The organism is Paenibacillus plantiphilus (assembly GCF_927798095.1).
GTDB classification, from domain to species: domain Bacteria; phylum Bacillota; class Bacilli; order Paenibacillales; family Paenibacillaceae; genus Paenibacillus_Z; species Paenibacillus_Z plantiphilus.
This window is the reverse complement of sequence record NZ_CAKMMF010000004.1, coordinates 188,869-212,027: the sequence shown is the minus strand read 5'-3', so window position 1 is coordinate 212,027 and position 23,159 is coordinate 188,869. Positions and strand designations below refer to the sequence as shown.

The window sequence follows — 23,159 nt, the reverse complement described above, 5'->3', positions numbered from 1 at the left end:
GTCATGAAAGCAAAAGACCTGACTGTATTAATCGGGATTATTGGCATCGTTCTAATGATGGTTGTTCCGATTCCCGTCGGGTTGTTGGACGTACTGCTCATTATTAATATCTCCGCGGCGCTCATGATATTGTTGATATCAATGAATACGCAGGATGCTCTGCAGTTCTCCATTTTCCCCGCGCTTTTGCTAATTACTACACTGTTTCGATTGGCGCTGAACGTATCCACGACCAGGAATATTTTGCAGCATGCTGAAGCAGGCGAGGTTGTTGAGACGTTCGGGAATTGGGTCGCTGGCGGACAAGTGGCAATCGGATTTGTAGTGTTCCTTATTCTGGTTGTTGTCCAATTCATCGTCATTACGAAGGGCTCGGAGCGTGTAGCTGAGGTTGGAGCGCGGTTTACACTCGATGCGATGCCCGGTAAACAGATGAGTATCGATGCAGATTTGAATGCGGGTCTTATTAATGAACAGCAAGCAAGAGACCGCAGGCAAAAAATTGAAAGAGAAGCTGATTTCTATGGATCAATGGACGGTGCCAGCAAATTTGTTAAAGGCGACGCTATTGCATCCATTATTATTCTGATTATCAATTTGCTGGGCGGTTTTGTAATCGGGATGACGGTACATGGTCTGAGCTTCGGCGAATCCATTGAACGGTTCTCGATTCTGACGATTGGTGACGGATTGGTCAGCCAGATTCCGGCGCTCCTGATTTCTACTGCTGCGGGTCTTATTGTGACTCGGGCTTCATCGGAAGGAAACCTTGCTTACGATGTGACCTCCCAGGTTTTACGTTATCCTAAATTGCTGTTTATCGTTGCAGGAACGATTACGTTGCTTGGAATCGGCACACCAATTGGACCTGTTGCAACACTTCCATTCGCAGCTCTTCTGGTGTTTGCCGGTTATCGCATGCAAAAGTCGCTTGCGAAGCAGCAAAAAGAGGAGGATTTGCTTGTCGAAGAGCAGCAGATCGAAGAAGTTCGCAGTCCGGAAAGTGTGATCAGCCTGCTTCAGGTTGATCCCATCGAGTTTGAATTTGGATATGGACTCATTCCACTGGCAGATACACAGCAGGGCGGGGATTTGCTGGACCGTATCATTATGATACGCAGACAATGCGCATTGGAGCTCGGGCTTGTTGTGCCGGTTATCCGTATCCGGGACAATATTCAATTGAAGCCCAATGAATATGTGATCAAGATCAAAGGCAACACCGTTGCCCGCGGCGAGCTGCTGCTGAATCATTATTTGGCGATGAGCCCGGGCTTCGATGACGATTCGATTATCGGTATCGAAACAGTTGAACCGGCGTTTGGCTTGCCAGCGATCTGGATCGACGAAGCGACGAAGGAGCGTGCGGAGCTGACAGGCTATACGGTTGTTGATCCGCCGTCTGTCGTAGCTACACATTTGACCGAGATCGTTAAGCGACATGCTCATGAGCTGATTGGCCGTCAGGAAACGAAGGCGCTGATCGAGAATGTCAGGGAAACGTATCCGACGCTCGTCGAGGAGCTTATTCCTTCTATTCTTACTGTCGGGGAGATTCAGAAGGTTCTCTCCAAGCTCCTTCGCGAGAAAATTTCTATTCGAGACATGGTAACCATTTTCGAGACGTTGGCCGATCATGGCACATATACGAAAGATCCCGATATTCTTACGGAATATGTTCGTCAATCTCTATCTCGTCAAATTACACAGCAATTCTCGCAAAGCGGAGATGCGCTGAGAGTGATTACGGTAGGTCCTTCTGTTGAGAAGAAGATAGCCGAATCGGTACAGTCCTCGGATCAGGGCAGCTATCTGGCACTTGATCCGATTATGACTCAGACGATCCATCAGAGGCTTAACGAGCAGGTCAATAAGCAGATTCAATCCGGTTATCAGCCTGTCGTGCTTACTTCACCAACAATTAGAATGTATCTGCGTCAAATTGTTGAGCGCACGATGCAGGATATACCTGTCCTTTCCTACAGTGAGCTTGAGCCTAGTGTAGAAGTTCAAAGCATTGGGGTGGTCAATCTATGAAGGTAAAGCGATATGTTGTTAATGCAGTTCCCGAAGCGCTGCCAATGATTCGAACGGATCTTGGCCTTGATGCGGTAATTCTGAATACGAAAGAGATTCGTGTCGGTGGATTTCTCGGCATGTTCGGCAAGAAGAAGATGGAGGTTATTGCAGCTGTTGACACGAATACGAGCAAGCAGTCTACTCCTGTTCGATCGAAGCCGGTCCAGTCAAGACCTGCAGCAGCAGCGATCTCTCCGCATCCGGCCGCACGATCAGAGTCATCTGCTGCACTCGGAGAAAGTGAGAGCTATACGCCCCCGCCAGCAATAGCTGCTGTACAGCGAGCGGATACTTCCTCGATCCCGCTTGAAGTTCCAAAGTTGAATACGGCAAGTGTGGAGGCTAAAGCTCCATCCAAGGATAGACAGGCAAAGGAGAAAGAATTGCTTGATGAAATTCTTGAGATGAAGAAATGGGTGCTGCAAATTTCCAAGCAGCAGCATATGGAGGCGCTGCCAGCTCCACTGCAGGAGCTTCATGATCGGCTGCTGGAGCAAGAGGTTGGAGAGCAGTGGATTGAACGTTTGATCGAGACGATACAGAAGCAATTGCAAGAGGATGAAGAAAAAACGATTGAACGTGAATCCGCCTGGAGGATGGCTAAGGCTATCTTGATCGAGTGGCTGCAGGATTTTCAAGGAGAAGGCATCCACCCGGATACACGCGTTGTCCATTTTGTCGGCCCCACTGGTGTTGGCAAAACAACCTCAATAGCAAAGCTTGCTGCAGAGCAAACGCTCAAGGCAGGCCGCAAGGTTGGTTTCATAACCTCCGATACGTACAGAATTGCTGCAGTTGATCAATTGCGAACCTATGCGACGATTCTGAATGTTCCATTAGAGGTTGTATTCTCGCCAGCAGAGGTGTCTCGCGCATTCAAGCAATTGGAGGATCGCGAGCTCATCTTTATGGATACGGCAGGTCGTAATTTCCGCAATGAGCTGTACGTCTCGGAAGTGAACAGCCTGCTGCAAACCGACAGCCAATCTGAAACGTATCTCGTTCTCAGCTTGACCGGCAAATATAGGGACATGGCGACAGTGGCCGAACATTTTGCCAAATATGATGTCGGTCGCGTGGTGTTTACGAAGCAGGATGAGACGAATGCATACGGCGCCATCTTGAATTTAGCTCTGGAGCAAGGGTTAAAACCCGCCTATATCGCTTATGGCCAGACAGTTCCGGATGATATCACTCCATTTCGTACCGACAGCTATGTAGAACAACTTCTGGGGGATTGGAATGATTAACGATCAGGCTGAGGCGCTTCGTCACATGGTCAAAAACCGGGAGCTGCAGGACAGCGGGAAGACGACGCGAGTCATTACGGTGACGAGCGGCAAAGGCGGTGTCGGCAAATCCAACTTCAGCTTGAACTTTGCTCTGTCACTTCAGAAGCTGGGGCAGAAGGTGTTAATATTTGACGCTGATATCGGCATGGCGAATATAGACGTTCTGATGGGTGTTTCAGCACCGTACAATTTGTACCATTTGCTTAAAGGGGAGAAAAACATCTGGGAGATTATTCAGCAAGGCCCGGATGGCATTCATTTTATCGCTGGAGGCTCGGGATTCAAGGATTTGCTTGAACTGACGCCAACCCAACTGGATTACTTCGAGGAACAGATCGGCAGGCTGCACGGCGAATACGATGTAATCCTATTCGATACGGGAGCAGGTCTTTCCAAAGAAACGGTTAAGTTTATTGCAGCCGCCCAAGAAACGCTTGTCGTAACGACACCGGAGCCGACTTCCATAACCGATGCCTATGCGTTAATTAAGATGGTTCAGGCAATGGAGCATGATATCCAATTCAAGCTGATTGTCAATCGGGCAGTAGATATGAGAGAAGGGACGGCGACAGCCAACAAGATTAGTATGGTGGCCGAGCGGTTTCTTAACACTTCGCTGCCTATGCTGGGCATCGTTCTGGATGACCCGAATGTGAGCAAGGCCGTTAAGAAGCAGGTCCCATTCACAATCGCTTTTCCAAGCAGCGATGCTTCTAGCTCCGTTATGGAAATTGCCAAAAGGTTTATGGATGTGCCGAGTACTCCGACCTCTGCGGGCAGCGGGGTCAAAGGATTTTTGCATAAGATGTTCAGACGGATGAAGTGATCCTTTGAAAGAGTAGGAGGGAGATTTCAATGAGCCCTTATCGTGTGCTTGTGGTGGATGATTCAGCCTTTATGCGCAAGATTTTCTGTGATCTGATTGGATCGGATTCACAGTTCGAAATCGTGGCGACAGCAACGAATGGCCTGGAAGCAATCGAAGCGGTTGAGAGCTTAAAGCCGGATGTTATTACGATGGATTTGGAAATGCCGGTGATGAATGGTCTGGAAGCGCTTGAACGTATTATGCACCTGTTTCCGACACCGATTATTATGCTATCGAGCATAAGCGATGACAGTACGCGAGAAACGATAAAAGCGCTGCAAAGCGGGGCATTTGATTTTATACGCAAGCCTTCCGGCGCGTTGTCTCCTGATATTCATAAAGTAGGCGAAATGCTGCTTGAAAAAATGCGAATTGCTGCACTCATTAAGCGCAAACCGCAGATTGAGCGGACAGAAATAAAAGAGTTACAAGATATCAAAGAAGCGAAACCATCTCCGACATTAACGGATATGGCTAAGCCGATTAAGCCAGTCAAACCAGTCAAACCGAGGGAAAAGGCCAATCCATTGGAGGACAGGTTGAAGGATGCACGCGAACCAATCCTTAAACCAGCGGAAAAGAAGCTGCCGACAGTCAATAAAGGGGCAGCTCAGGCCCCTTACCCAGCGCAGCTGGAGCAGGAAATCGCAAGTGCAAAACCGAAAGCTAAGCCTGCCAGCAGCTTCCAGCATTTGATAACGATCGGCACTTCAACGGGCGGGCCGCGCGCGCTTCATGAAGTGATCACCGCATTGCCGGCAGACCTTGCTGCACCGGTGCTGGTCGTACAGCATATGCCGCCAAAGTTTACACATTCATTGGCGCAGCGATTGGATTCCTTCAGCAGTTTGCAGGTTATTGAAGCGTCTAATGGTGATCGTGTAAGTGCAGGGGTGGTATATATTGCGCCAGGCGGCTATCATATGGAGCTTGCTAAGGACCGCGAGGGCTATTACATACGACTTACACAAGGCCCAACCCGCAATGGTCATCGACCATCTGTCGATGTCATGTTCGAATCCTGTGCGGAATTTAAGGAGCTGCGCAGACATGCGGTCATCATGACGGGGATGGGAAGCGATGGGGTCAAAGGAATGCATGCATTGAATGACAGCGGCAGTGAAAGCGCCATTGCTGAGGCCGAGGAATCGTGCATCGTATATGGAATGCCGCGTGCTGCTGTCGAAGCGGGGGTTGCCAAGACGGTAGTTCCGCTGCGGCAAATCGCAACCAGGTTAATCGAAGCCGCAAAGAAGTAAGGGATAGATTTCCGATTGGCAACCATTCAAACAGGAGGTGTATGGAAATGGATATGAATGCTTACTTATCGATGTTCATTGATGAATCGAACGATCATCTTCAAGCACTAAACGAAAACCTGCTGCGTCTGGAAAGTGATCCGGAGGATCTGAGCATCGTGCAGAACATTTTTCGATCCGCTCATACGCTTAAAGGCATGTCGGCAACCATGGGTTTTGAAGATCTCGCATCATTGACGCATGAAATGGAAAACGTATTGGACCTGGTACGTAACAATAAGCTGAAGATGGATAGCTTTATATTCGATACGCTGTTTAAGGGCTTGGACGCGCTGGAGTCTATGGTTCAGGATATTATCGGCGGTGGAACAGGCAAGGCGGATGTAACGGCTATCGTAACATCGTTGAAAGCAATCGAGAAGGGCGAGCATCAGTCACAGGCAAAGCCGGCGGCGGCCTCCACAGCTTCGAATGGCGGAGCCTCTGGCGGGGCGGCATTGCTGGATGAGTTCCAAACGTCTGTGCTGCTGCAGTCCATTGAATCGGGCCACTCGGTCTATCATATTGTCGTAACGATACGTGAGGATTGCTTGCTTAAAGCGGCGAGAGCATATATGGTATTCGACTTTCTGGAACGCAATGGTGAGGTTGTTAAGTCGATTCCGAATGTGCAGGATATCGAGCAGGAGAAATTCGAGCATTCATTCACAGTATTTACCATTTCAAGTGTGAATGAGCAAGAGCTGCGAAAAGGTATCGAATCGGTGTCTGAGATTCAGGGCTGTGAGATTATAGCGCTTGATGAAACAACCTTGAAGGAAATCAGTGGCGGCTCAAGCTCAGGAGCCGAAGCTCAGAGCAATGCTGCAGCGCAGCCGCAGACGATTGCGGCCCAGCAGGAACTGAGCACGGCCCGCGCCCAGACGGCGGCGACTGCTGCACCAGCTGCACCGGCGGCCGCTCCTAATTCTCCGGCGGCAGCCGGAGGCGGAGCATCACGTACGATCCGTGTTGATATCGAGCGGCTGGACGCTCTAATGAATCTGTTCAGCGAGCTGCTTATTGACCGTGTTCGTCTGGAGCAGCTGGCCAGTGAAGTGAAGAGCACGGAATTGTCTGAGACAGTGGAGCATATGTCGCGCGTTAGCGGCGATTTGCAGAATATCGTGCTCAAGCTGCGGATGGTCCCTGTTGAATCCGTCTTCAACCGGTTCCCGCGGATGATTCGGGATCTTGCCAAGACGTTGGACAAAAAGGTTGAGCTCATCATTACCGGGGCTGAAACAGAATTGGATCGGACTGTCATAGATGAAATTGGTGATCCGCTCGTACACTTGCTTCGCAACTCGTTGGACCATGGCATTGAATCGATCGCGGATCGGATTGCTGCAGGCAAGTCCGAAACGGGTATTGTACATTTAAGAGCCTTTCATAGCGGCAACCATGTCTTTATTGAGGTGGAAGAGGATGGGCGGGGAATTAATCGCGAGAAGGTTAAGGAAATCGCGATTAAGAACGGCGTCGTCACGCTCGAAGAGGCCAAGCGTTTAGAGGATAGCGAGATTAATATGCTTATCTTCGCGCCTGGCTTTAGTACAGCAGACAAAATATCCGATATATCCGGCCGTGGTGTAGGGCTTGATGTTGTGCGAACGAAGATCACTTCTCTTGGCGGCAATGTCACCATTGATTCTGAGCCTGGAAGAGGGACTAAATTCTCGATCCAGCTTCCTTTGACGCTGTCGATCATATCGGCGATGCTCGTCAAGCTCGGTGAAGAGAAATATGCGATTCCACTCTCGTCTATAGTAGAAACTGGCATTATCCGCAAGGAACAAATTCGCAACATTCATGGCAATCTGATGATTGAGTATCGCGGCAATGTGATATCGGTCATATCACTAAGCCAGGTGCTGCAATCCCCTTCTTATAATGAAGACAATGAAACAGAAACCGAGATCGTCGTTATTCGCAAAGGGGACAAGCTTGGCGCTGTTATGGTGGACGAATTTATCGGTCAGAGCGAGATCGTCCTGAAGTCGCTTGGCAAATACTTGACGAATATTCCAGCAGTATCTGGTGCTACAATTCTTGGCGATGGCCAAGTGGCGCTAATTATCGATCCGAATGCTCTCATAAAATAAGGAGGGATAACGCATGGGTGAGGAAATTAAAGTAATCGTCTTTGGACTTGCTAATGAAGAATATGGAATCGAAGTGGAAAAGGTTCGCACAATCGAGCGAATGATTCCGATAACGCGTGTGCCGAAGACGCCGGCTTTCATTAAAGGTGTGATCAATCTGCGCGGAGTTGTGCTTCCCGTTATTGATTTGCGCGGACGATTCAACTTGGCGGAGACAGAACAGACCGAGAGCTCGCGTATTATTATTGTTGCAGTCAACGATCTGGAAGTAGGATTCATTGTGGATACAGCCAATGACGTAATCGATATCGATACCGATACCATTGATAGTCCACCTGAAGTAGTTGGCGGGATTAAGGCCAAATATTTGCACGGCGTAGCCAAAATCGGAGACAATCGTTTGCTTATCATGCTTAACTTGGCCGAAGTGTTGAACAAAAATGAAATTATCCAGCTGGAACATCTAGAGGATTAGCATTGTGAATCCATTATCCAAGCTGGAGGGCTTCAAATTAGATGTTTTGAAGGAAGTCGGCAATATCGGAGCAGGTAATGCGGCCACTGCTCTATCCAGACTTCTGGACAAACCGGTTGATATGAAGGTGCCGACAGTTAGCCTCATTCCTTTCGAGCAGGTTGCAGATAAGGTTGGCGGTTTGGAACAGGTTGTTGTTGCAATATTTTTGCGGGTTGAGGGCGATGCGCCCGGCAATATGTTCTTTTTGATCAAAGAAGATTCCGCTAAGAAGCTGTTAAATAGCTTGCTGTCCTATGAAGCTCAAGATGGCCAGGGATATTCGGAAATGGAATTTTCCGCACTGTCCGAGATTGGCAATATATTAGCGGGCTCCTATCTCTCTTCTCTCGCAGATTTCACCAAACTGTCCATGTCGCCTACTGTACCTGCGTTAGCAGTTGATATGGCTGGGGCTGTTCTAAGCTATGGACTTGTGCAGTACGGGGAAATGGGAGATTCGGCATTGTTGATTGATACAACCTTCTTTGAGGGCCGGGAAGATTTAGAAGGCCATTTCTTTCTTATTCCTGATCCTGAGTCGTTTGACAAAATTTTCAGCTCTTTGGGAGTGCCATCTGAATGATACAACAGAACGTGGTGAAAGTGGGCATGGCAGATTTGAATATTTCTTCCGATGGCGGTACGCTCAGGACGACCGGACTCGGATCGTGTGTCGGTTTGATTCTGTTCGATGAGCGCAGCAGGATTGCCGGTATGGCACATGTAATGCTGCCATCTTCGGAAATTGCCCGGGAGTCATCCATTAATCTAGCCAAGTATGCAGACACCGCGATCCCGGAGCTTATCGAGCGAATGAAGGGTGCAGGAGCAACAACGAGCCGTCTTATTGCCAAGATGGCTGGAGGATCGCAAATGTTCGCTTTCGCCATGCAAAGTGATGCGATGAGAATCGGCCCGCGCAATGTTGAATCCTGCAAAGAAATGCTTATGAGACTCGATATTCCCTTGCTCGGTGAAGATACAGGCGGCAATTATGGACGGACGATCGAATTTGACAGTACGAGAGGTATTCTGCTCATACGAAGCGTCCAACTTGGCATAAAGGAGATTTAAGATGATTGGAACCTGGCGTTGGAACGTTGCATTCGGTATTTGCGGGTCTTTGCTAACGCTGATGTTTTCACTTGGCAGTAATGGGCTGCCTGTAACTAGCTTGCGGTCCTTATATGCCTTTATCGCATTTTTTGTACTCATGTATTTATTTCGTGCTGTGTTTGCTCTCATCTTGAATGCTGGCGGCAATGCCGCAACTGACCATCCTGAGCCTCAGGATGAGGCCAGAGGCAGTCAAGTGGACATGTCCACACCTGATCAAAGCGATGAATTGAACGATTTACTCAAAAAGCAAATGGACGGGAACGTACAGCTAGAGCCTGGAGAGCAGTTGAGCTTTCAACCGCTGACTCCTCCGAAGCTCGTATCGACTCCAAACAAAGAGCCTGAAGAATTGGCCAAAGCAGTACGTCACCTGACGGGAGGGTGAGTTGAATGATAGAGCCGAAAACACCTCATTTGTCTAACATCGAGATCTGGCAGAAGTGGAAAGAAGACGGAGACATTGAAGCGAAAAAACGGCTTATCGAATATTACTTATCTTTGGTTGATTATGTAAGTAATCGGATGGCGATTGGTTTGCCGAAGAACGTCTCTAAGGACGATCTAGCCAGCAACGGGGTTATGGGATTAATCGATGCCATCGAGAAATTCGATTACCGGCGCGGACTTCAGTTCGAAACCTATGCTTCCTGGCGAATCAGAGGTTCGATTATCGATGGATTGCGTCAAGGGGATTGGGTTCCGCGTTCTGTGCGGGAGAAAGCGAAAAAAATCGAGGAAGCCTATCAGCTTCTGGAGCAGCAGTATCTTCGTTCAGTCTCTGATGCGGAGATTAGCGAATATTTGAATGTTAGCGAGAAGGAATTCGGGCATATGCTGCAAGAAATAGCCGTCACAACGGTTTGCTCGCTCGAAGATCCAATTAAAGATGAAGAGTCAGAAACGCGGCTGTCCTTATTGATTGACGAGAAGGCCAAAAATCCGGACTATAAGGTGCATGAGTTTTATTTGAAGGAATCGCTTGTGCGCGGAATCGATCGGCTGACAGAGAAGGAAAGAACGGTTATTTCCTTATTTTATTATGAAGAGCTTTCGTTAAGCGAAATTGCCGAAGTGATGTGCTTGTCGCCTTCACGAATCTCGCAGCTTCATTCCAAAGCCATTCTAAGATTGCGCGGCGCTCTTGATAAGCAAAAGGATCAATTAATGCAGCATTAAAATAAGTGAAAGAGATTTATGAAAGGGGGGGACGTCAATGTCAACTTATGACACGCTTGAAACTTACATCGTAATCCAAACATCAGCCGATAAGCTTACAGCTCATCTCAGGTTTAATGTTGCGGACGAGAATCTCACCATGACAGCCAAGCAGCTTGAAGAATTCGTTAGAAGCAATGGCGTAGTCCACGGACTACTGCCTAATGTAATTGCCAATATTTCCAGCCAGCCAAGCTTATTCTTCAATAATCAGACGCTTATTGCACAAGGAGAAGCAGCAGTCAGCGGACAGGACGGTACGATACGTTTCTCGTACGATATGAAGGAAGAGCAGCATAAGCCGGTTGAAATTGAGGGCGGTAAAGTTGACTTCAAAGAGATTACGCAGCTTAAGAACGTGAGACGCGGTCAGTTGATTGCAGAGAAGGTACCAGCTACAGAGGGCAAGTCTGGCGTAGCCGTAACAGGAGAGGTAATTCCGGGCAAGAATGGTAAAGAGGCTTTTTTCAAATTAGGCAAGAATGTCGTCCTGAATCCAGAGCAAACCGCACTTTATGCAGCTATTGACGGACTTATTACAATGACGGACAAAAACAAAATCAACGTGTTTCCTATTTATGAGGTTAACGGTGATGTTGATTATAATATCGGCAATATCGATTTTGTTGGCACAGTCGTCATACGCGGCAATGTGTTAACCGGTTTTCGGATCAAGGCATCGGGAGATATTCGCGTTATCGGCGGTGTTGAAGGCGCAGAGCTGGAGTCCGAAGGCTCGATTGAAATTACCGGAGGCATTCTGGCGAGCAATAAAGGATTTATACGAGCTGGAAAAAATGTGAAGAGCACATTTATCCAGGATGGCAATGTTACCGCAGCCGAGGATGTGCTTGTTACGCAAAGTATTATGCATTCCCATGTTCGTGCCGGAAGAAATGTTGTTTGCAGCGGGACCAAAGGACTCATCGTGGGCGGCATGATACAGGCTGGCGAGCGGGTAGTCGCGCGGACGATAGGCAATACGATGTCGACGGCTACGGCAATCGAAGTCGGTGTCCGGCCAGAGCTGCGTGCAGAACTGCTTGAGCTGAGGCAGAATCTTAAGGTGATGAACGACAATTTGGATAAGACGGAGAAAGCGCTGACATTGTTGGATCAGCTTGCTGCAATGGGCCAGCTTCCTTCCGATAAGCTGGCAATGCGCATCAAGCTCGGTGCGACGAAACGTCAGGCTGTGGAGGAAATGTCCGTATCGCGCGAGCGGGTTCTTGAAATTGAGAAATCGCTGGAGGATACGGAGACAGCGAGAGTAGACGCGCTTAATACGATTTATGGCGGCACGAAAATCGTCATCGGACGATATACCCGTTTTGTCAAAGATCCTACGCAGCGCATTTCCTTCCGATATTCTGAAGGCGATATTATGATGGTTCCGTATCTATAATCGAAAACTGGGATTAAGGGAGGAGTAACGGATGCCCTATAAATCGATTGACCTGCAGGCTTCGATTCCGCGAACGCCGGATGTCGCTGCGCTGCAAAATCAAATGATGCATAAGCCTGTTGCCGACCAGACCCGTTTAGAGGAAGCTTCAGTCAAAGAAACAGAATTGATGCGCAGGAAGAATAGTGCGGTTGAACAGAGCGACAAACTGAACATTAAGGACAATAAGCAGCGAGAAGCCGAATCGAATGCAAAGCGGCGCAAGAACGCCGGAGATTCGGAAGACTCGCAGGAGCCTGCCGAGACACAGACGCCGCAATCGCCGCAGCATCCTTTTAAAGGGCAGCATATTGATATATCGCTTTAGCAGCCGAACGAATATTGAATTGCAGGTGAAATGAATGGAACCATGGCATATGATCGTTTTGTTGGGAGCAGTAGCTGTTGTATATGCGGTGATCACACCACGCAAAGCTGCGCAGAAAGACGAGCAAAGCTCAACTGTTCGCAACATGGAAACAGCGCTGGAGCAATTCATGGAGAATATGGAAGCAGACAACCGCGAAATGGTCGAGCTTGTAACAAGCGCTCAGAAGGAAGCCAAACAGCAGGCGCAAGAGCGTGAAGAGCGGATCAATCAGCTTGAGCAGCGCTGCAATGAGCTCCAGCAATCGTTGTCCGAGCAAGCGAAGGCTCAGCAGCCAGTGGCAGCTTTCCAAGCGGCACAGCAGTCTGTTGCAGCTGACCGTGAAGAGATTGAAACTGAATCCCAGATTAGCATGCATGAGCCGGAAGCAGTTGACCCTCCCCGGTCAGCGACAATTCGCAGTCGATATACAGAGCTGTTCACACTTCATGATAGCGGCAAATCGGTAGAAGCCATTGCGAAGAGGATGAATATGAATAAAGGGGAAGTTCAGTTAATTCTCCAGTTATCGAAGCAGGAGGAAGAGAATCGTCATGAATAAACGCCCCTTTCTGCTAGGATTAGGCATCGGACTTATTGTTGGAGCTGCTCTTCTTCAATTAATGCTTGTTGGGCAGCAGCAGGCGGAAGGTCTTGATAACTACAATAAGGACATCGATTCTGCCGGTTCCAAGCTGTACACGCAAGAGGAGCTCGACAGCAAGCTCGCAGAAGAGAGCAAGCGGGTTAGAGCTGAAGAACAGCAGCGGACTCAAGAGCAGCAGGAAAAGGAACAGGAGAAGGCACGACAGGATAATGAACAGAAGGATGCGTCAACGCAGCCTGAGGCAACAAAGTCTGGTAAGTCTGAGGACAATAAGAACACTTCTTCTGACAAGCAGACGCAGACTGATAAGTCAGAGGCGGCTAATAAAGCGGCGGAGCAGGAAGCTGCCGCTGACTCCAGTGTTACTAAAACAACAACCGAACCAGGTGCTGCCAAGCAGCAATCGAGAATCATCGTTCGCATCGTTCCCGGGTCGGATTTGACCGAAACTGCAGCGTTGCTGCATAAGCAAGGCGTTATTCAAAGTCAGAAGCAATTTATAACCCTGATGCGTAAAGCAAGCAATAAAATACGCGCAGGCTATTTTGCATTTGAGGGCGATTTAACCTTGCAGCAGGTGAAAAAAATCGTTACCGGACAGCCGATGGACCCTGAGGCTGCGGCCAAGGAAATGAATGGGGGGTAATGCGGGTAAGTAGGCCCCGCTGCGCGTGTGGATCATTCTTCCGATCGCTGTTGTCTATGGATTTCTTGAATGTATAATGGATCAGCGGTAGAAATCCATAGACAAAGGCGAACGCTATCGCTTCTCCAGAACGATTCCACCCACTCCACTCCTCCCCCCTTCACCGCATTTCTAGAAGTAAGAAACGAACAGTACTAAACGAACAGTACTAAACGAACAGTACTTAAACCCGAAACCATCGTATTTCCCCACTTTACATGCTGTAACGCGGAACTACTTCACGCTTTCAGCGATAGCCCAAGCAGCATGTACGGGCTGCGCACGTTGCCATCTGTAAGACGATTTTTGAGGCTTACAGAGTTCCGCGGCCTGTAACATGGTATTTCCATGTATTTCCGCTTTATGGAGATAGTCGAAGAGTATTCTGGGCTGCCTTATCATCTGTAAGAGGATTTTTCAGCGTTACAGCGCGTTTCATTCCACGATTCCGCGCTGTAACGCGATATTTCCGTCTTATGGAGATAGCCAAAGAGCATTCTGGGCTGCCTTATCATCTGTAAGAGGATTTTTCAGCGTTACAGCGCGTTTCGTTTCACGTTTCCGCGCTGTAACGCGATATTTCCGTCTTATGGAGATAGTCGAAGAGCATTCTGGGCTGCCTTATCATCTGTAAGAGGATTTTTCAGCGTTACAGCGTGTTTCTTTCCACGTTTCCGCGCTGTAACGCGGTATTTAGCGTTGCGCTTGTCTTTGTTCATGGGATTTCACCATAAACAAGTTGATGTTTAGCATTCTGGGAACGACTGCACAGCCTTCGCTTTTGACGTTCAATTCGTTCACGTGCCCAATCCCTACTTTGATTGTTGCATCGTGCATGCAAGTTATGGTATAGTAATTGACGGTGTTAAAAACACACGCGAAATAATTTCGTTAAGGGTGCTTCGGCTCGGTCGAAGTTTTGACGGAAAATGATTTTCGCGGAGGAAACCAAAAAACCATTGTACAGGAGGTGTGTGAGGATGGCGGTAATTTCCATGAAACAGCTTCTAGAAGCTGGGGTGCACTTCGGTCATCAGACTCGTCGTTGGAACCCTAAGATGGATCGTTATATCTTCACTGAAAGAAACGGCATTTACATTATTGACTTGCAGAAGACGGTTAAGAAGGTTGAGGAAGCTTACAACTTTGTTCGCGATGTAGCGGGCACTGGCGGTACGATCCTCTTCGTTGGTACCAAGAAGCAAGCTCAAGATTCGGTTAAAGAAGAAGCAGAGCGTTGCGGCAACTTCTACATTAACCAACGTTGGCTCGGCGGAACGCTGACTAACTTCCAAACGATTCAAAAACGTATCGACCGTCTGAAATTGCTCGAAAGATGGGAAGAAGACGGTACGTTCAACGTATTGCCGAAGAAAGAAGTTATCATTCTCCGCAAAGAGAAAGATCGCCTCGAAAAATTCCTCGGCGGTATTAAAGGCATGAAAGGATTGCCAAGCGCGCTGTTCATCATCGATCCTCGTAAAGAGCGTATCGCTGTTGCAGAAGCTCGCAAACTGGGCATCCCAATTGTCGGTATCGTTGATACCAACTGTGATCCGGACGAGATTGACTATGTTATTCCGGGTAACGATGACGCGATCCGCGCAGTTAAATTGCTGACAGCTAAGATGGCTGATGCAATCGTGGAAGCTAATCAAGGCGAGCAAGCGACTGTATAGTCGTTCTTAATAAGTCAACACGAAGGGTGGTCAGAAGGTGATAAACCTCTCACCGCCCTTTTTTTCGAATGAGAATACGATAGATGATACTAGGAGGTCTCCATCATGGCAGTTAGTGCGAGTGCAGTAAAAGAATTGCGTGAAAAAACAGGTGCAGGCATGCTCGATTGCAAGAAAGCGCTTGATGAAACGAATGGCGATGTATCCAAAGCAATCGATCTTCTCCGCGAGAAAGGCCTTTCTGCTGCAGCTAACAAAGCAGGTCGTGTAGCTACAGAGGGCGTTGTTGAATCTTACATTCATGCGGGCGGCCGTATCGGCGTTCTCGTGGAAATCAACTGCGAAACGGACTTCGTAGGCAAAACGGATCAATTCCGTGACTTCGCTCGTGATATTGCGATGCAAATCGCAGCGGCTAATCCGAAATTCGTTAGCCGTGAGGAAGTTTCGCAAGCTGAGCTGGACAAAGAGCGCGAGATTCTGACAGCTCAAGCTTTGAACGAAGGCAAGCCAGAGAAAATCGTTGAGAAAATGGTTGAAGGCCGTCTTGGCAAATACTACGAGGAATTCTGTTTGCTGGAGCAATCTTTCATCAAAGATCCAGACAAAACAATCGCTCAACTGCTGAACGAAAAAATCAGCACAATCGGTGAAAATATTTCGATCCGTCGCTTTGTTCGTTACGAGCTTGGCGAAGGCTTGGAGAAAAAAGAAGACAACTTCGTTGCTGAAGTTATGTCTCAGGCAAAACTGTAAACCGAACGCACAAGGCGGGGCGGGGCGTCCGCCCCGCCTATTTGTTTAAATAGAAGGTTAGAATAAAAAAGTATGCGGCCTATGAACAAGGTCAAAGATGGAGGTAAACCACGTTGCAAAGTCCCGTGTACAAACGAATCGTCCTTAAGGTTAGCGGTGAATCGCTTGCTGGCAATAATGGATACGGAATCGATGCTGCTGTTATATCGTCGATAGCTGAGCAGGTTAAAGAGGTTGTTGAATTAAATGTGGAAGTAGCGATTGTGTGCGGCGGCGGCAACATATGGCGCGGCATAGCCGGGACTGCCAAAGGGATTGACCGTGCGACGGCCGATTACATGGGCATGCTGGCAACAGTTATGAATTCTTTGGCGCTTCAGGATGCGCTGGAGCAGATTGAAGTTCCAACACGCGTACAAACCTCGATCGCGATGCAGCAAATTGCGGAGCCTTATATTCGCCGTCGTGCTATTCGCCATCTGGAGAAGGGCCGAGTCGTAATTTTCGCTGCCGGAACGGGCAATCCGTTCTTCTCAACCGATACGACAGCTGCGCTGCGCGCTGCTGAAATTGAGGCAGAGGTCATTCTGATGGCGAAGAATAAAGTGGATGGCGTATATTCAGCTGATCCTTTCAAGGATGCAACCGCTGAGAAATTCGAAACACTTACATACCTCGATGTGTTGAACCGCAATCTGGGTGTAATGGATTCAACCGCCTCCTCACTTTGTATGGATAACAATATTCCGCTAGTCGTATTCTCTATTACGGAGCAAGGCAACATTAAACGTGTTGTTCTAGGAGAAAAAATCGGAACCATTGTAAAAGGGAGTGTAGATTAATGCCGCAATCGATTAAAAAAAGCGCAGAGGATCGGATGGAGAAAGCGATCGGCGCATTAAAACGCGATCTCTCAACTCTTCGTGCAGGCCGTGCTACTCCTGCACTGCTCGATCGCGTTCAAGTTGAATATTACGGGGCGATGACGCCCGTCAGCCAATTGGCGAACATTAATACGCCGGATACCCGCACGCTGCTTATTCAGCCGTGGGATAAAACATCGGTTGGCGCTATAGAGAAAGCGATTCTGAAGTCTGATCTTGGACTGACTCCGTCTAATGACGGCAGCACGATTCGCATTGGCATTCCTGCATTGACGGAAGAACGGCGTGCAGAGCTTGTCAAGATGACGAAGAAGTTTGGTGAAGAGGCGAAGGTTGCTGTCCGCAATGTGCGCCGCGATGCCAATGATGATATTAAGAAGCTGGAGAAATCGGATATTTCCGAAGATGAGTCCCGCCGGCATCAGGACGATATACAGAAGACGACAGACAAGTTTGTCGCTGAAGTAGACAAAGTGCTCGCAGCCAAAGAGAAAGAAATTATGGAAGTATAAAGCAAGCTCACCGGCCCCTCCAACAGGTGGGGTTTGTTGCATAAATTGACGTTAGCGGTGGGAGGTAAAGCACGTGTTTCAGCGATTGAAAGCATTATTCGGAAGAACGCCAAAGCCGGCTTCTGAGGAGGCGCTTAGCGCCGACAAGATACCGCAGCATATTGCAGTTATTATGGATGGCAACGGCAGGTGGGCCAAGAGCCGCGGTCTTCCGCGGATGGCCGGACACCATTCCGGAATGAAGACAGTCAAACGGATTACGATGGCTGCCGACCGGCTAGGTGTCAAATATTTAACGTTATATGCGTTTTCGACAGAGAATTGGAAGAGACCTAAGGCGGAAGTTGAGTTTCTTATGAAGCTTCCGCAAGAGTTTCTTGCCATCGAGTTGAAAGAATTGATAGAAAAGAATGTACAGGTCCGTATGATGGGCTATAAGGGAGACCTGCCTGATCATACATTAAGGGCTGTCGAAGAGGCGATTAAGCAAACAGCAAATAATACGGGACTGGTTCTTAATTTTGCGCTTAATTACGGCAGCAGGAAAGAAATGATTGAGGCTGTTCGCCTGATTGGGGAAGAGGTGCAGGCCGGAAGGCTGCTGCCAGGGGATATTAATGATACCCATATGGAGGGCAGTCTCCTTACTGCGGGCATCCCTAATCCGGATCTGCTCATCCGCACAAGCGGAGAGCTGCGAATAAGCAATTTCATGCTCTGGCAGCTTGCCTATAGTGAATTGTGGTTTACCGATGTCTACTGGCCTGAATTTACAGAAGAACATTTTTATGAAGCCGTTCGCGAATACCAGCGTCGAGTGCGTCGATATGGCGGTGTATAGCTGGCTTTATAGGAGAGTGTTGACGCAGTGAAGCAACGTATAATAACAGGCGTCATCGGCGGTGCTGTTTTTATTCTAATGACCGTGCTGGGCGGCTGGTTCTTTTATGGCCTGCTCGTATTGCTGGCTATAATCGGATTCTGGGAATATATTCGAATGAATGGTCTCAAGTGGCATCATCCCGCTTCATTGATCGGATATGCCGGCATGCTGTATCTTTTAATACCGTGGGATGATCTAGGGCTTCAAGCTCCTTCTGCCCTGCATGTGATATGGCTGCTTGCCATTCTGTTGTTTGTTCTGACGGTAACGACGAAGAACAAGTTTACGATTGATGGAACTGCCCTGATTCTGCTAGGCGCGCTCTATGTCGGTTACGGCTTCTATGCGATGTTTGAGGTTCGCAACGGAGCCGATCACGGCTTGCTGACGACCTGTATGGCGTTCGGGGCGATCTGGGCGTCGGACAGCGGCGCTTACTTTGTTGGACGAGCGATCGGCAAGCATAAGCTATGGCCGTCTATCAGTCCCAATAAAACGATTGAAGGCTCGCTGGGCGGGGTGCTGATCGCACTGGCTGTCGCGGCTATATTCCCATTGGCTGCTCCCGAAGCTATTGAGCTGGGACATGCGCTGTTGATTGGTTTGATTGCTGCAGTTGCGGGACAACTGGGCGATTTAATTCAATCGGCTTACAAGCGTATTCGTGGCATTAAAGATACCGGACAGCTATTGCCTGGTCATGGTGGTGTTCTGGACCGCTGCGACAGCTGGCTGGTCGTGTTCCCGCTGTTGGTAATAACTGAGCTGCTGCCGCTTGGCTAGGAGGATAGGTGGATAATGAAGAAATTAACCATACTCGGCTCTACAGGCTCTATTGGCACACAGACATTGGATGTTGTCGCCAATGACCCTCAAGCTTACGAGATTCATGGCCTTGCGGCAGGAAGCAATATTAAACTGCTTATTGAGCAGGCGAAGCAATTCCGTCCTAAAGCGGTATGTGTGGCTGAAAAGTCGCTAATTGATGATATAAAGCCCCATCTGCCGATCGGAACGCGGGTTCTTTACGGGGAGCAAGGATTGATTGAGATTGCCGCAGCAACGGATGCAGATACAGTTGTTACAGCAATTGTTGGCAGCAGGGGGCTAAGCGCTACGCTTGCAGCGATAGAAGCTGGGAAGAACATTGGTCTGGCGAATAAGGAGACTCTGGTAACAGCAGGGCATCTTGTCATGAAGAGCGCTGCAGACAAGGGTGTCTCTATACTGCCTATAGACAGTGAGCATTCGGCTATATTCCAATGTCTGAACGGCGAGAACCGCGCTCAAGTGAAACGAATTACACTGACAGCATCGGGCGGTTCATTCCGCGATCGCACAAGGGAAGAGCTTGAAGGCGTAACCGTTGCGGAAGCGCTCAATCATCCCAACTGGTCGATGGGAGCGAAGATAACGATCGATTCGGCGACGATGGCGAACAAAGGGCTTGAGGTTATTGAAGCCAGATGGTTGTTCGGGCTCCAATATGATGAGATTGATGTGCTGATCCATCCGGAGAGCATTATTCATTCCTATGTGGAGTTCGTTGATAACAGCATTGTTGCCCAGCTTGGGCTGCCGGATATGAGAGTGCCGATTCAGTACGCGCTGACCTATCCAGATCGCAGACCGACACCGACAGAATCGCTGGATTTGGCCAAGCTGGGATCGCTTCGCTTTCGCGAGATGGACTTTGACCGTTATCCTTGTCTGCGCTTTGCTTATGAGAGCGGCAGAGCCGGTCGTTCTGCTCCGACAGTCTTTAATGCAGCCAATGAAACGGCAGTGGCCCGTTTCCTGGATGGCGCAATCACTTTTCTTGATATTGAACGAGTCATTGAACAAGTTCTAAGCAGGCATGTCATCGTAGATCTTCCTGACGTAGCGGCCATTGCAGAGGTTGATGCATGGGCTAGAAAAGAAGCGGCCACGATCTAGTCCGCAGGTTCTCTTGTATCGAATGAGAGAATAATGATAATCTAAGTACAAGCCGTTACGAAACAGGAGGCTCTATAACGATGGAAATGGTTCAAATCGTCTTTATGACGGTACTCGTCTTTTTTGTCATAGTGACGATCCATGAATGGGGTCACTATTACTTTGCCAAACGTGCCGGAATTCTCGTCAGGGAATTCGCAATCGGATTTGGTCCCAAGCTATTCTCGGTGAAACGCGGTGAAACGCGTTATACACTGCGCTTGATCCCAGCGGGAGGTTATGTCCGCATGGCGGGGGAGGACCCCGAGCTTGTAGAGGTTCAACCGGGCCAGACGATAGCGGTTCGATTGAAGGACAATGCTGTGTCGCGGTTCTATTTGGATCGCCTTGATGAGCGAGCCAACGTTGTTCGCGGTGAAGTTGAGGCCATTGATATTGAGAAGAAGCTGCAATTGACACTTGTCTCCGACGGAGTTTCAGAGACGTATCCCGTTCATCCTGCAGCGCTTCTCATTGCAAAGGGGAAAGAGACTCAGATTGCTCCTCTGAACCGGCAGTTCGGCAGCAAGACGGTCGGCCAGCGTTCGCTGGCAATTTTTGCGGGACCGGTCATGAACTTCGTGCTCGCGTTTGTTTTATTCGCGTTGTACATTACCATGCAAGGCGTTCCGATGGAGAATCCTGATCGTCTGCTAGTCGGTTATCTCGATAAGGAGATGCCGGCTGCTGCTGCGGGTCTCAAGGAAGGCGATGTCATTCAAGCTATCAATGGTGTTCCGATTGGGATTGATGCGGATAAGATGGTCGATATGATTAAAAAGTCGCCGGATGTGCCGCAGAAATGGACGGTAATTCGCGATAATCAACAGCTTGAGCTAACGATTACGCCTAAGCCTGAAGAGACAACGGGCATTGGAAAAGTAGGAGTGGGGCCTGCATATCCAACGCGACCTGCAACCTTCCTGGAGACTTTCGAGGAATCAGGTTGGTATATGAAGCAAATGACAATTAGTATTTTTGAAGGGTTTAAGAAGCTGATCATCGGTGATTTCAAGCTGGATGATTTAGGCGGTCCTGTTCGGACAGCGCAGGTTACTGGAGAAATTGCGGCGCAAGGATTTCCAGAGCTTACGAGATGGGCTGCGCTGCTAAGCTTATATCTTGGAATATTCAACCTGCTCCCTATTCCAGCACTGGATGGAAGCCGTTTGCTGTTCCTGGGACTTGAAGCGGTGCGCAGGAAACCGATTAATCCGAACCGTGAGAGCATGGTGCATTTTATCGGCTTCGCCCTATTGATGCTGCTCATGCTAGCCGTAACTTACAATGATATTCTTCGATTGGTTAGAGGGGAGTAATAGTCGGTCATGTCGAAAGATAAGCAATTTGTTACCGAAATAACGCCACAGGGCGAGGATTTCTCAAGATGGTATATCGATGTAATTAAGAAAGCGGAGTTAATGGATTACTCGCCTGTCCGGGGCTGTATCGTGTTCCGTCCGGAGGGCTTCGAAATTTGGGAGCATATCAAGGATGAGCTGGATCGGAAGTTCAAGGAAACGGGCCATCGGAATGCCTACTTCCCGATGTTCATTCCTGAGAGCTTCTTCCAAAAGGAGAAGGAGCATGTCGAAGGGTTCAACCCTGAGCTCCCGTGGGTGACAGAAGCCGGAGGAGAGAAGCTCGAAGAGCGCCTCGCTATTCGTCCGACCTCGGAGACCATTATTGGACATATGTACTCCAAATGGATTCAATCCTATCGCGACCTTCCTGTATTGATTAACCAATGGGCGAATGTGGTGCGTTGGGAGAAGCGGACCTTGCCTTTCCTGCGCACAACGGAATTTCTATGGCAGGAAGGCCATACTGCGCATGAAACGGAAGAGGAAGCGCGGCAGGAGACGAATGCGATGCTTGACATCTACACGGAATTTGCTGAGAATTTCTTGGCAATTCCGGTGATCGTCGGCCAGAAGACGCCTTCCGAGAAGTTTGCCGGCGCTGTGGATACGTATTCCATCGAAGCGATGATGAAGGATGGACGTGCTGTTCAGGCGGGCACATCGCATTTTCTCGGCACGAACTTTGCCGTTGCCTTCGATATTAAATTCCTTGATCGTGAGAACACGCAGCAGTACGCGCACACGACCTCATGGGGTGTTTCGACTCGATTGCTGGGTGCCCTTATTATGGTGCATGGCGACGATCGCGGTCTTGTGCTTCCGCCGAAGGTGGCGCCGACACAGGTAATTATGATCCCGATTGGTCCGGCGAAGACACGCGAGCAGGTTATTGGCCGTGTGGATGAATTGTATGCGGAGCTTAAACGTGCAGGAATTCGGGTTAAAGTAGATGACCGCAGTGATGTAAGTCCTGGCTGGAAATTTAATGAATACGAAATGCGCGGCGTTCCGCTTCGTCTGGAGCTTGGACCGCGCGATATGGAGAATGGACAAGTCGTTCTCGTCTCGCGTATTACGGGCGAGAAGCGCATCGTCGAGCAGGTCAATCTGACGGCGGAGATACAACGGATGCTTGTTGAGATTCAGGCAGATATGTTAGAGCGTGCGAAGCAATTCCGTGCGGATCATTCGCATTCTGTAGAGACGCTCGATGAGATGAAGGCTATGATGGAAGAGAAGAGAGGCTTCGTGCTTGCGGGCTGGTGCGGTTCAGAAGCGTGTGAGCGGCAGGTAAAGGAAGAGACTGGCGCAACGAGCCGCAATATTCCGTTCCAACCGGCAGAGAAGAAGACCAAATGTCTCGTATGTGAAGAAAAAGCAGCACACACAGTAGTATTTGCGCGTGCGTACTGATTAACTGTCAAGACAGGAATTTAGCGCTGCCGCCCATGTGCATGGCTCTGCAAGAGAATGTGAAGGGCGGCGGCGTTTCTTCTTGGGGGAGGAAA

23 protein-coding genes are annotated in these 23,159 nt (G+C 48.9%); all 23 read left to right on the top strand.

The genetic code is table 11. From position 1 onward, the window contains the following. Positions 1 to 3 precede the first annotated feature (3 nt). The 23 genes from flhA to proS all read left to right on the top strand — a co-directional run bounded on the left by flhA (position 4) and on the right by proS (position 23,064). Complete coding sequence (flhA, locus tag L6H65_RS04855; RefSeq protein ID WP_236339342.1) at positions 4 to 2,037, top strand: flagellar biosynthesis protein FlhA; 2,034 nt, start codon at positions 4 to 6, stop codon at positions 2,035 to 2,037. Further along, on the top strand, positions 2,034 to 3,329 hold the full coding sequence (gene flhF, locus L6H65_RS04850; RefSeq protein ID WP_236339341.1) for a flagellar biosynthesis GTPase FlhF: 1,296 nt from the start codon (positions 2,034 to 2,036) through the stop codon (positions 3,327 to 3,329). Before flhA ends, flhF begins: the two co-directional genes overlap by 4 nt. After that, positions 3,325 to 4,197: a MinD/ParA family protein gene (locus L6H65_RS04845; protein WP_236339448.1), complete on the top strand. Its 873-nt coding sequence runs from the start codon at positions 3,325 to 3,327 to the stop codon at positions 4,195 to 4,197. The genes flhF and L6H65_RS04845 overlap by 5 nt, the downstream gene beginning before the upstream one ends. Before the next feature lie 29 nt (positions 4,198 to 4,226). After that, positions 4,227 to 5,498, top strand: a complete 1,272-nt coding sequence (locus L6H65_RS04840) for a protein-glutamate methylesterase/protein-glutamine glutaminase (protein ID WP_236339339.1) — start codon at positions 4,227 to 4,229, stop codon at positions 5,496 to 5,498. A 47-nt stretch (positions 5,499 to 5,545) separates the two neighbouring features. Beyond that, the gene (locus L6H65_RS04835; RefSeq protein WP_236339337.1) at positions 5,546 to 7,642 is read left to right on the top strand and encodes a chemotaxis protein CheA; all 2,097 of its coding nucleotides are present in this window, start codon (positions 5,546 to 5,548) and stop codon (positions 7,640 to 7,642) included. Positions 7,643 to 7,655: 13 nt separating this feature from the next. After that, positions 7,656 to 8,117, top strand: a complete 462-nt coding sequence (locus tag L6H65_RS04830; protein WP_236339335.1) for a chemotaxis protein CheW — start codon at positions 7,656 to 7,658, stop codon at positions 8,115 to 8,117. A 4-nt stretch (positions 8,118 to 8,121) separates the two neighbouring features. Continuing rightward, positions 8,122 to 8,742, top strand: coding sequence for a chemotaxis protein CheC (locus L6H65_RS04825; protein ID WP_236339333.1), 621 nt, complete (start codon positions 8,122 to 8,124; stop codon positions 8,740 to 8,742). Then, positions 8,739 to 9,233 (top strand): chemotaxis protein CheD, encoded by a 495-nt coding sequence (locus tag L6H65_RS04820; protein ID WP_236339331.1) that lies wholly within the window; start codon positions 8,739 to 8,741, stop codon positions 9,231 to 9,233. The genes L6H65_RS04825 and L6H65_RS04820 overlap by 4 nt, the downstream gene beginning before the upstream one ends. 1 nt (position 9,234) lies before the next feature. Then, positions 9,235 to 9,663 carry a hypothetical protein gene (locus L6H65_RS04815; protein ID WP_236339330.1) on the top strand — a complete coding sequence of 143 codons (429 nt, stop codon included), beginning with the start codon at positions 9,235 to 9,237 and terminating at the stop codon, positions 9,661 to 9,663. Positions 9,664 to 9,668: 5 nt separating this feature from the next. Then, the gene (locus L6H65_RS04810; RefSeq protein ID WP_236339329.1) at positions 9,669 to 10,454 is read left to right on the top strand and encodes a FliA/WhiG family RNA polymerase sigma factor; all 786 of its coding nucleotides are present in this window, start codon (positions 9,669 to 9,671) and stop codon (positions 10,452 to 10,454) included. Between the two features lie 37 nt (positions 10,455 to 10,491). Then, positions 10,492 to 11,898, top strand: coding sequence for a flagellar assembly protein A (locus L6H65_RS04805; RefSeq protein WP_236339328.1), 1,407 nt, complete (start codon positions 10,492 to 10,494; stop codon positions 11,896 to 11,898). Positions 11,899 to 11,929: 31 nt separating this feature from the next. Further along, a complete protein-coding gene (locus L6H65_RS04800) occupies positions 11,930 to 12,265 on the top strand; it encodes a hypothetical protein (protein ID WP_236339327.1) in 336 nt (111 codons plus the stop codon). Between the two features lie 34 nt (positions 12,266 to 12,299). Beyond that, the gene (locus L6H65_RS04795) at positions 12,300 to 12,866 is read left to right on the top strand and encodes a DUF6115 domain-containing protein (protein WP_236339326.1); all 567 of its coding nucleotides are present in this window, start codon (positions 12,300 to 12,302) and stop codon (positions 12,864 to 12,866) included. Then, positions 12,859 to 13,557, top strand: coding sequence for a hypothetical protein (locus tag L6H65_RS04790; RefSeq protein ID WP_236339325.1), 699 nt, complete (start codon positions 12,859 to 12,861; stop codon positions 13,555 to 13,557). Before L6H65_RS04795 ends, L6H65_RS04790 begins: the two co-directional genes overlap by 8 nt. Positions 13,558 to 14,576: 1,019 nt before the next feature. Beyond that, the gene (gene rpsB, locus L6H65_RS04785) at positions 14,577 to 15,275 is read left to right on the top strand and encodes a 30S ribosomal protein S2 (protein WP_236339324.1); all 699 of its coding nucleotides are present in this window, start codon (positions 14,577 to 14,579) and stop codon (positions 15,273 to 15,275) included. Between the two features lie 105 nt (positions 15,276 to 15,380). Continuing rightward, positions 15,381 to 16,031: a translation elongation factor Ts gene (gene tsf, locus L6H65_RS04780; RefSeq protein WP_219870508.1), complete on the top strand. Its 651-nt coding sequence runs from the start codon at positions 15,381 to 15,383 to the stop codon at positions 16,029 to 16,031. Between the two features lie 113 nt (positions 16,032 to 16,144). Next, a complete protein-coding gene (gene pyrH, locus L6H65_RS04775; RefSeq protein ID WP_236339323.1) occupies positions 16,145 to 16,873 on the top strand; it encodes a UMP kinase in 729 nt (242 codons plus the stop codon). Further along, positions 16,873 to 17,427, top strand: coding sequence for a ribosome recycling factor (gene frr, locus L6H65_RS04770; protein ID WP_236339322.1), 555 nt, complete (start codon positions 16,873 to 16,875; stop codon positions 17,425 to 17,427). Before pyrH ends, frr begins: the two co-directional genes overlap by 1 nt. A 73-nt stretch (positions 17,428 to 17,500) precedes the next feature. Then, positions 17,501 to 18,268: an undecaprenyl pyrophosphate synthase gene (uppS, locus tag L6H65_RS04765; RefSeq protein ID WP_236339320.1), complete on the top strand. Its 768-nt coding sequence runs from the start codon at positions 17,501 to 17,503 to the stop codon at positions 18,266 to 18,268. A 27-nt stretch (positions 18,269 to 18,295) separates the two neighbouring features. After that, a complete protein-coding gene (locus L6H65_RS04760) occupies positions 18,296 to 19,093 on the top strand; it encodes a phosphatidate cytidylyltransferase (RefSeq protein WP_236339319.1) in 798 nt (265 codons plus the stop codon). Between the two features lie 15 nt (positions 19,094 to 19,108). After that, positions 19,109 to 20,248 (top strand): 1-deoxy-D-xylulose-5-phosphate reductoisomerase, encoded by a 1,140-nt coding sequence (locus L6H65_RS04755; RefSeq protein WP_236339316.1) that lies wholly within the window; start codon positions 19,109 to 19,111, stop codon positions 20,246 to 20,248. Between the two features lie 80 nt (positions 20,249 to 20,328). Continuing rightward, positions 20,329 to 21,606, top strand: a complete 1,278-nt coding sequence (gene rseP / locus L6H65_RS04750; RefSeq protein WP_236339314.1) for an RIP metalloprotease RseP — start codon at positions 20,329 to 20,331, stop codon at positions 21,604 to 21,606. Between the two features lie 9 nt (positions 21,607 to 21,615). Continuing rightward, positions 21,616 to 23,064: a proline--tRNA ligase gene (proS, locus tag L6H65_RS04745; protein WP_236339312.1), complete on the top strand. Its 1,449-nt coding sequence runs from the start codon at positions 21,616 to 21,618 to the stop codon at positions 23,062 to 23,064. Positions 23,065 to 23,159: the final 95 nt, after the last annotated feature.

What these genes read in the sequence shown, in the direction of transcription:
- flhA (WP_236339342.1), top strand. Translation starts at nt 4, where the DNA reads ATGAAAGCAAAAGACCTGACTGTATTAATCGGGATTATTGGCATCGTT.
- flhF (WP_236339341.1), top strand. Translation starts at nt 2,034, where the DNA reads ATGAAGGTAAAGCGATATGTTGTTAATGCAGTTCCCGAAGCGCTGCCA.
- L6H65_RS04840 (WP_236339339.1), top strand. Translation starts at nt 4,227, where the DNA reads ATGAGCCCTTATCGTGTGCTTGTGGTGGATGATTCAGCCTTTATGCGC.
- L6H65_RS04835 (WP_236339337.1), top strand. Translation starts at nt 5,546, where the DNA reads ATGGATATGAATGCTTACTTATCGATGTTCATTGATGAATCGAACGAT.
- L6H65_RS04830 (WP_236339335.1), top strand. Translation starts at nt 7,656, where the DNA reads ATGGGTGAGGAAATTAAAGTAATCGTCTTTGGACTTGCTAATGAAGAA.
- L6H65_RS04820 (WP_236339331.1), top strand. Translation starts at nt 8,739, where the DNA reads ATGATACAACAGAACGTGGTGAAAGTGGGCATGGCAGATTTGAATATT.
- L6H65_RS04815 (WP_236339330.1), top strand. Translation starts at nt 9,235, where the DNA reads ATGATTGGAACCTGGCGTTGGAACGTTGCATTCGGTATTTGCGGGTCT.
- L6H65_RS04810 (WP_236339329.1), top strand. Translation starts at nt 9,669, where the DNA reads ATGATAGAGCCGAAAACACCTCATTTGTCTAACATCGAGATCTGGCAG.
- L6H65_RS04805 (WP_236339328.1), top strand. Translation starts at nt 10,492, where the DNA reads ATGTCAACTTATGACACGCTTGAAACTTACATCGTAATCCAAACATCA.
- L6H65_RS04800 (WP_236339327.1), top strand. Translation starts at nt 11,930, where the DNA reads ATGCCCTATAAATCGATTGACCTGCAGGCTTCGATTCCGCGAACGCCG.
- L6H65_RS04795 (WP_236339326.1), top strand. Translation starts at nt 12,300, where the DNA reads ATGGAACCATGGCATATGATCGTTTTGTTGGGAGCAGTAGCTGTTGTA.
- L6H65_RS04790 (WP_236339325.1), top strand. Translation starts at nt 12,859, where the DNA reads ATGAATAAACGCCCCTTTCTGCTAGGATTAGGCATCGGACTTATTGTT.
- rpsB (WP_236339324.1), top strand. Translation starts at nt 14,577, where the DNA reads ATGGCGGTAATTTCCATGAAACAGCTTCTAGAAGCTGGGGTGCACTTC.
- tsf (WP_219870508.1), top strand. Translation starts at nt 15,381, where the DNA reads ATGGCAGTTAGTGCGAGTGCAGTAAAAGAATTGCGTGAAAAAACAGGT.
- frr (WP_236339322.1), top strand. Translation starts at nt 16,873, where the DNA reads ATGCCGCAATCGATTAAAAAAAGCGCAGAGGATCGGATGGAGAAAGCG.
- L6H65_RS04755 (WP_236339316.1), top strand. Translation starts at nt 19,109, where the DNA reads ATGAAGAAATTAACCATACTCGGCTCTACAGGCTCTATTGGCACACAG.
- rseP (WP_236339314.1), top strand. Translation starts at nt 20,329, where the DNA reads ATGGAAATGGTTCAAATCGTCTTTATGACGGTACTCGTCTTTTTTGTC.
- proS (WP_236339312.1), top strand. Translation starts at nt 21,616, where the DNA reads ATGTCGAAAGATAAGCAATTTGTTACCGAAATAACGCCACAGGGCGAG.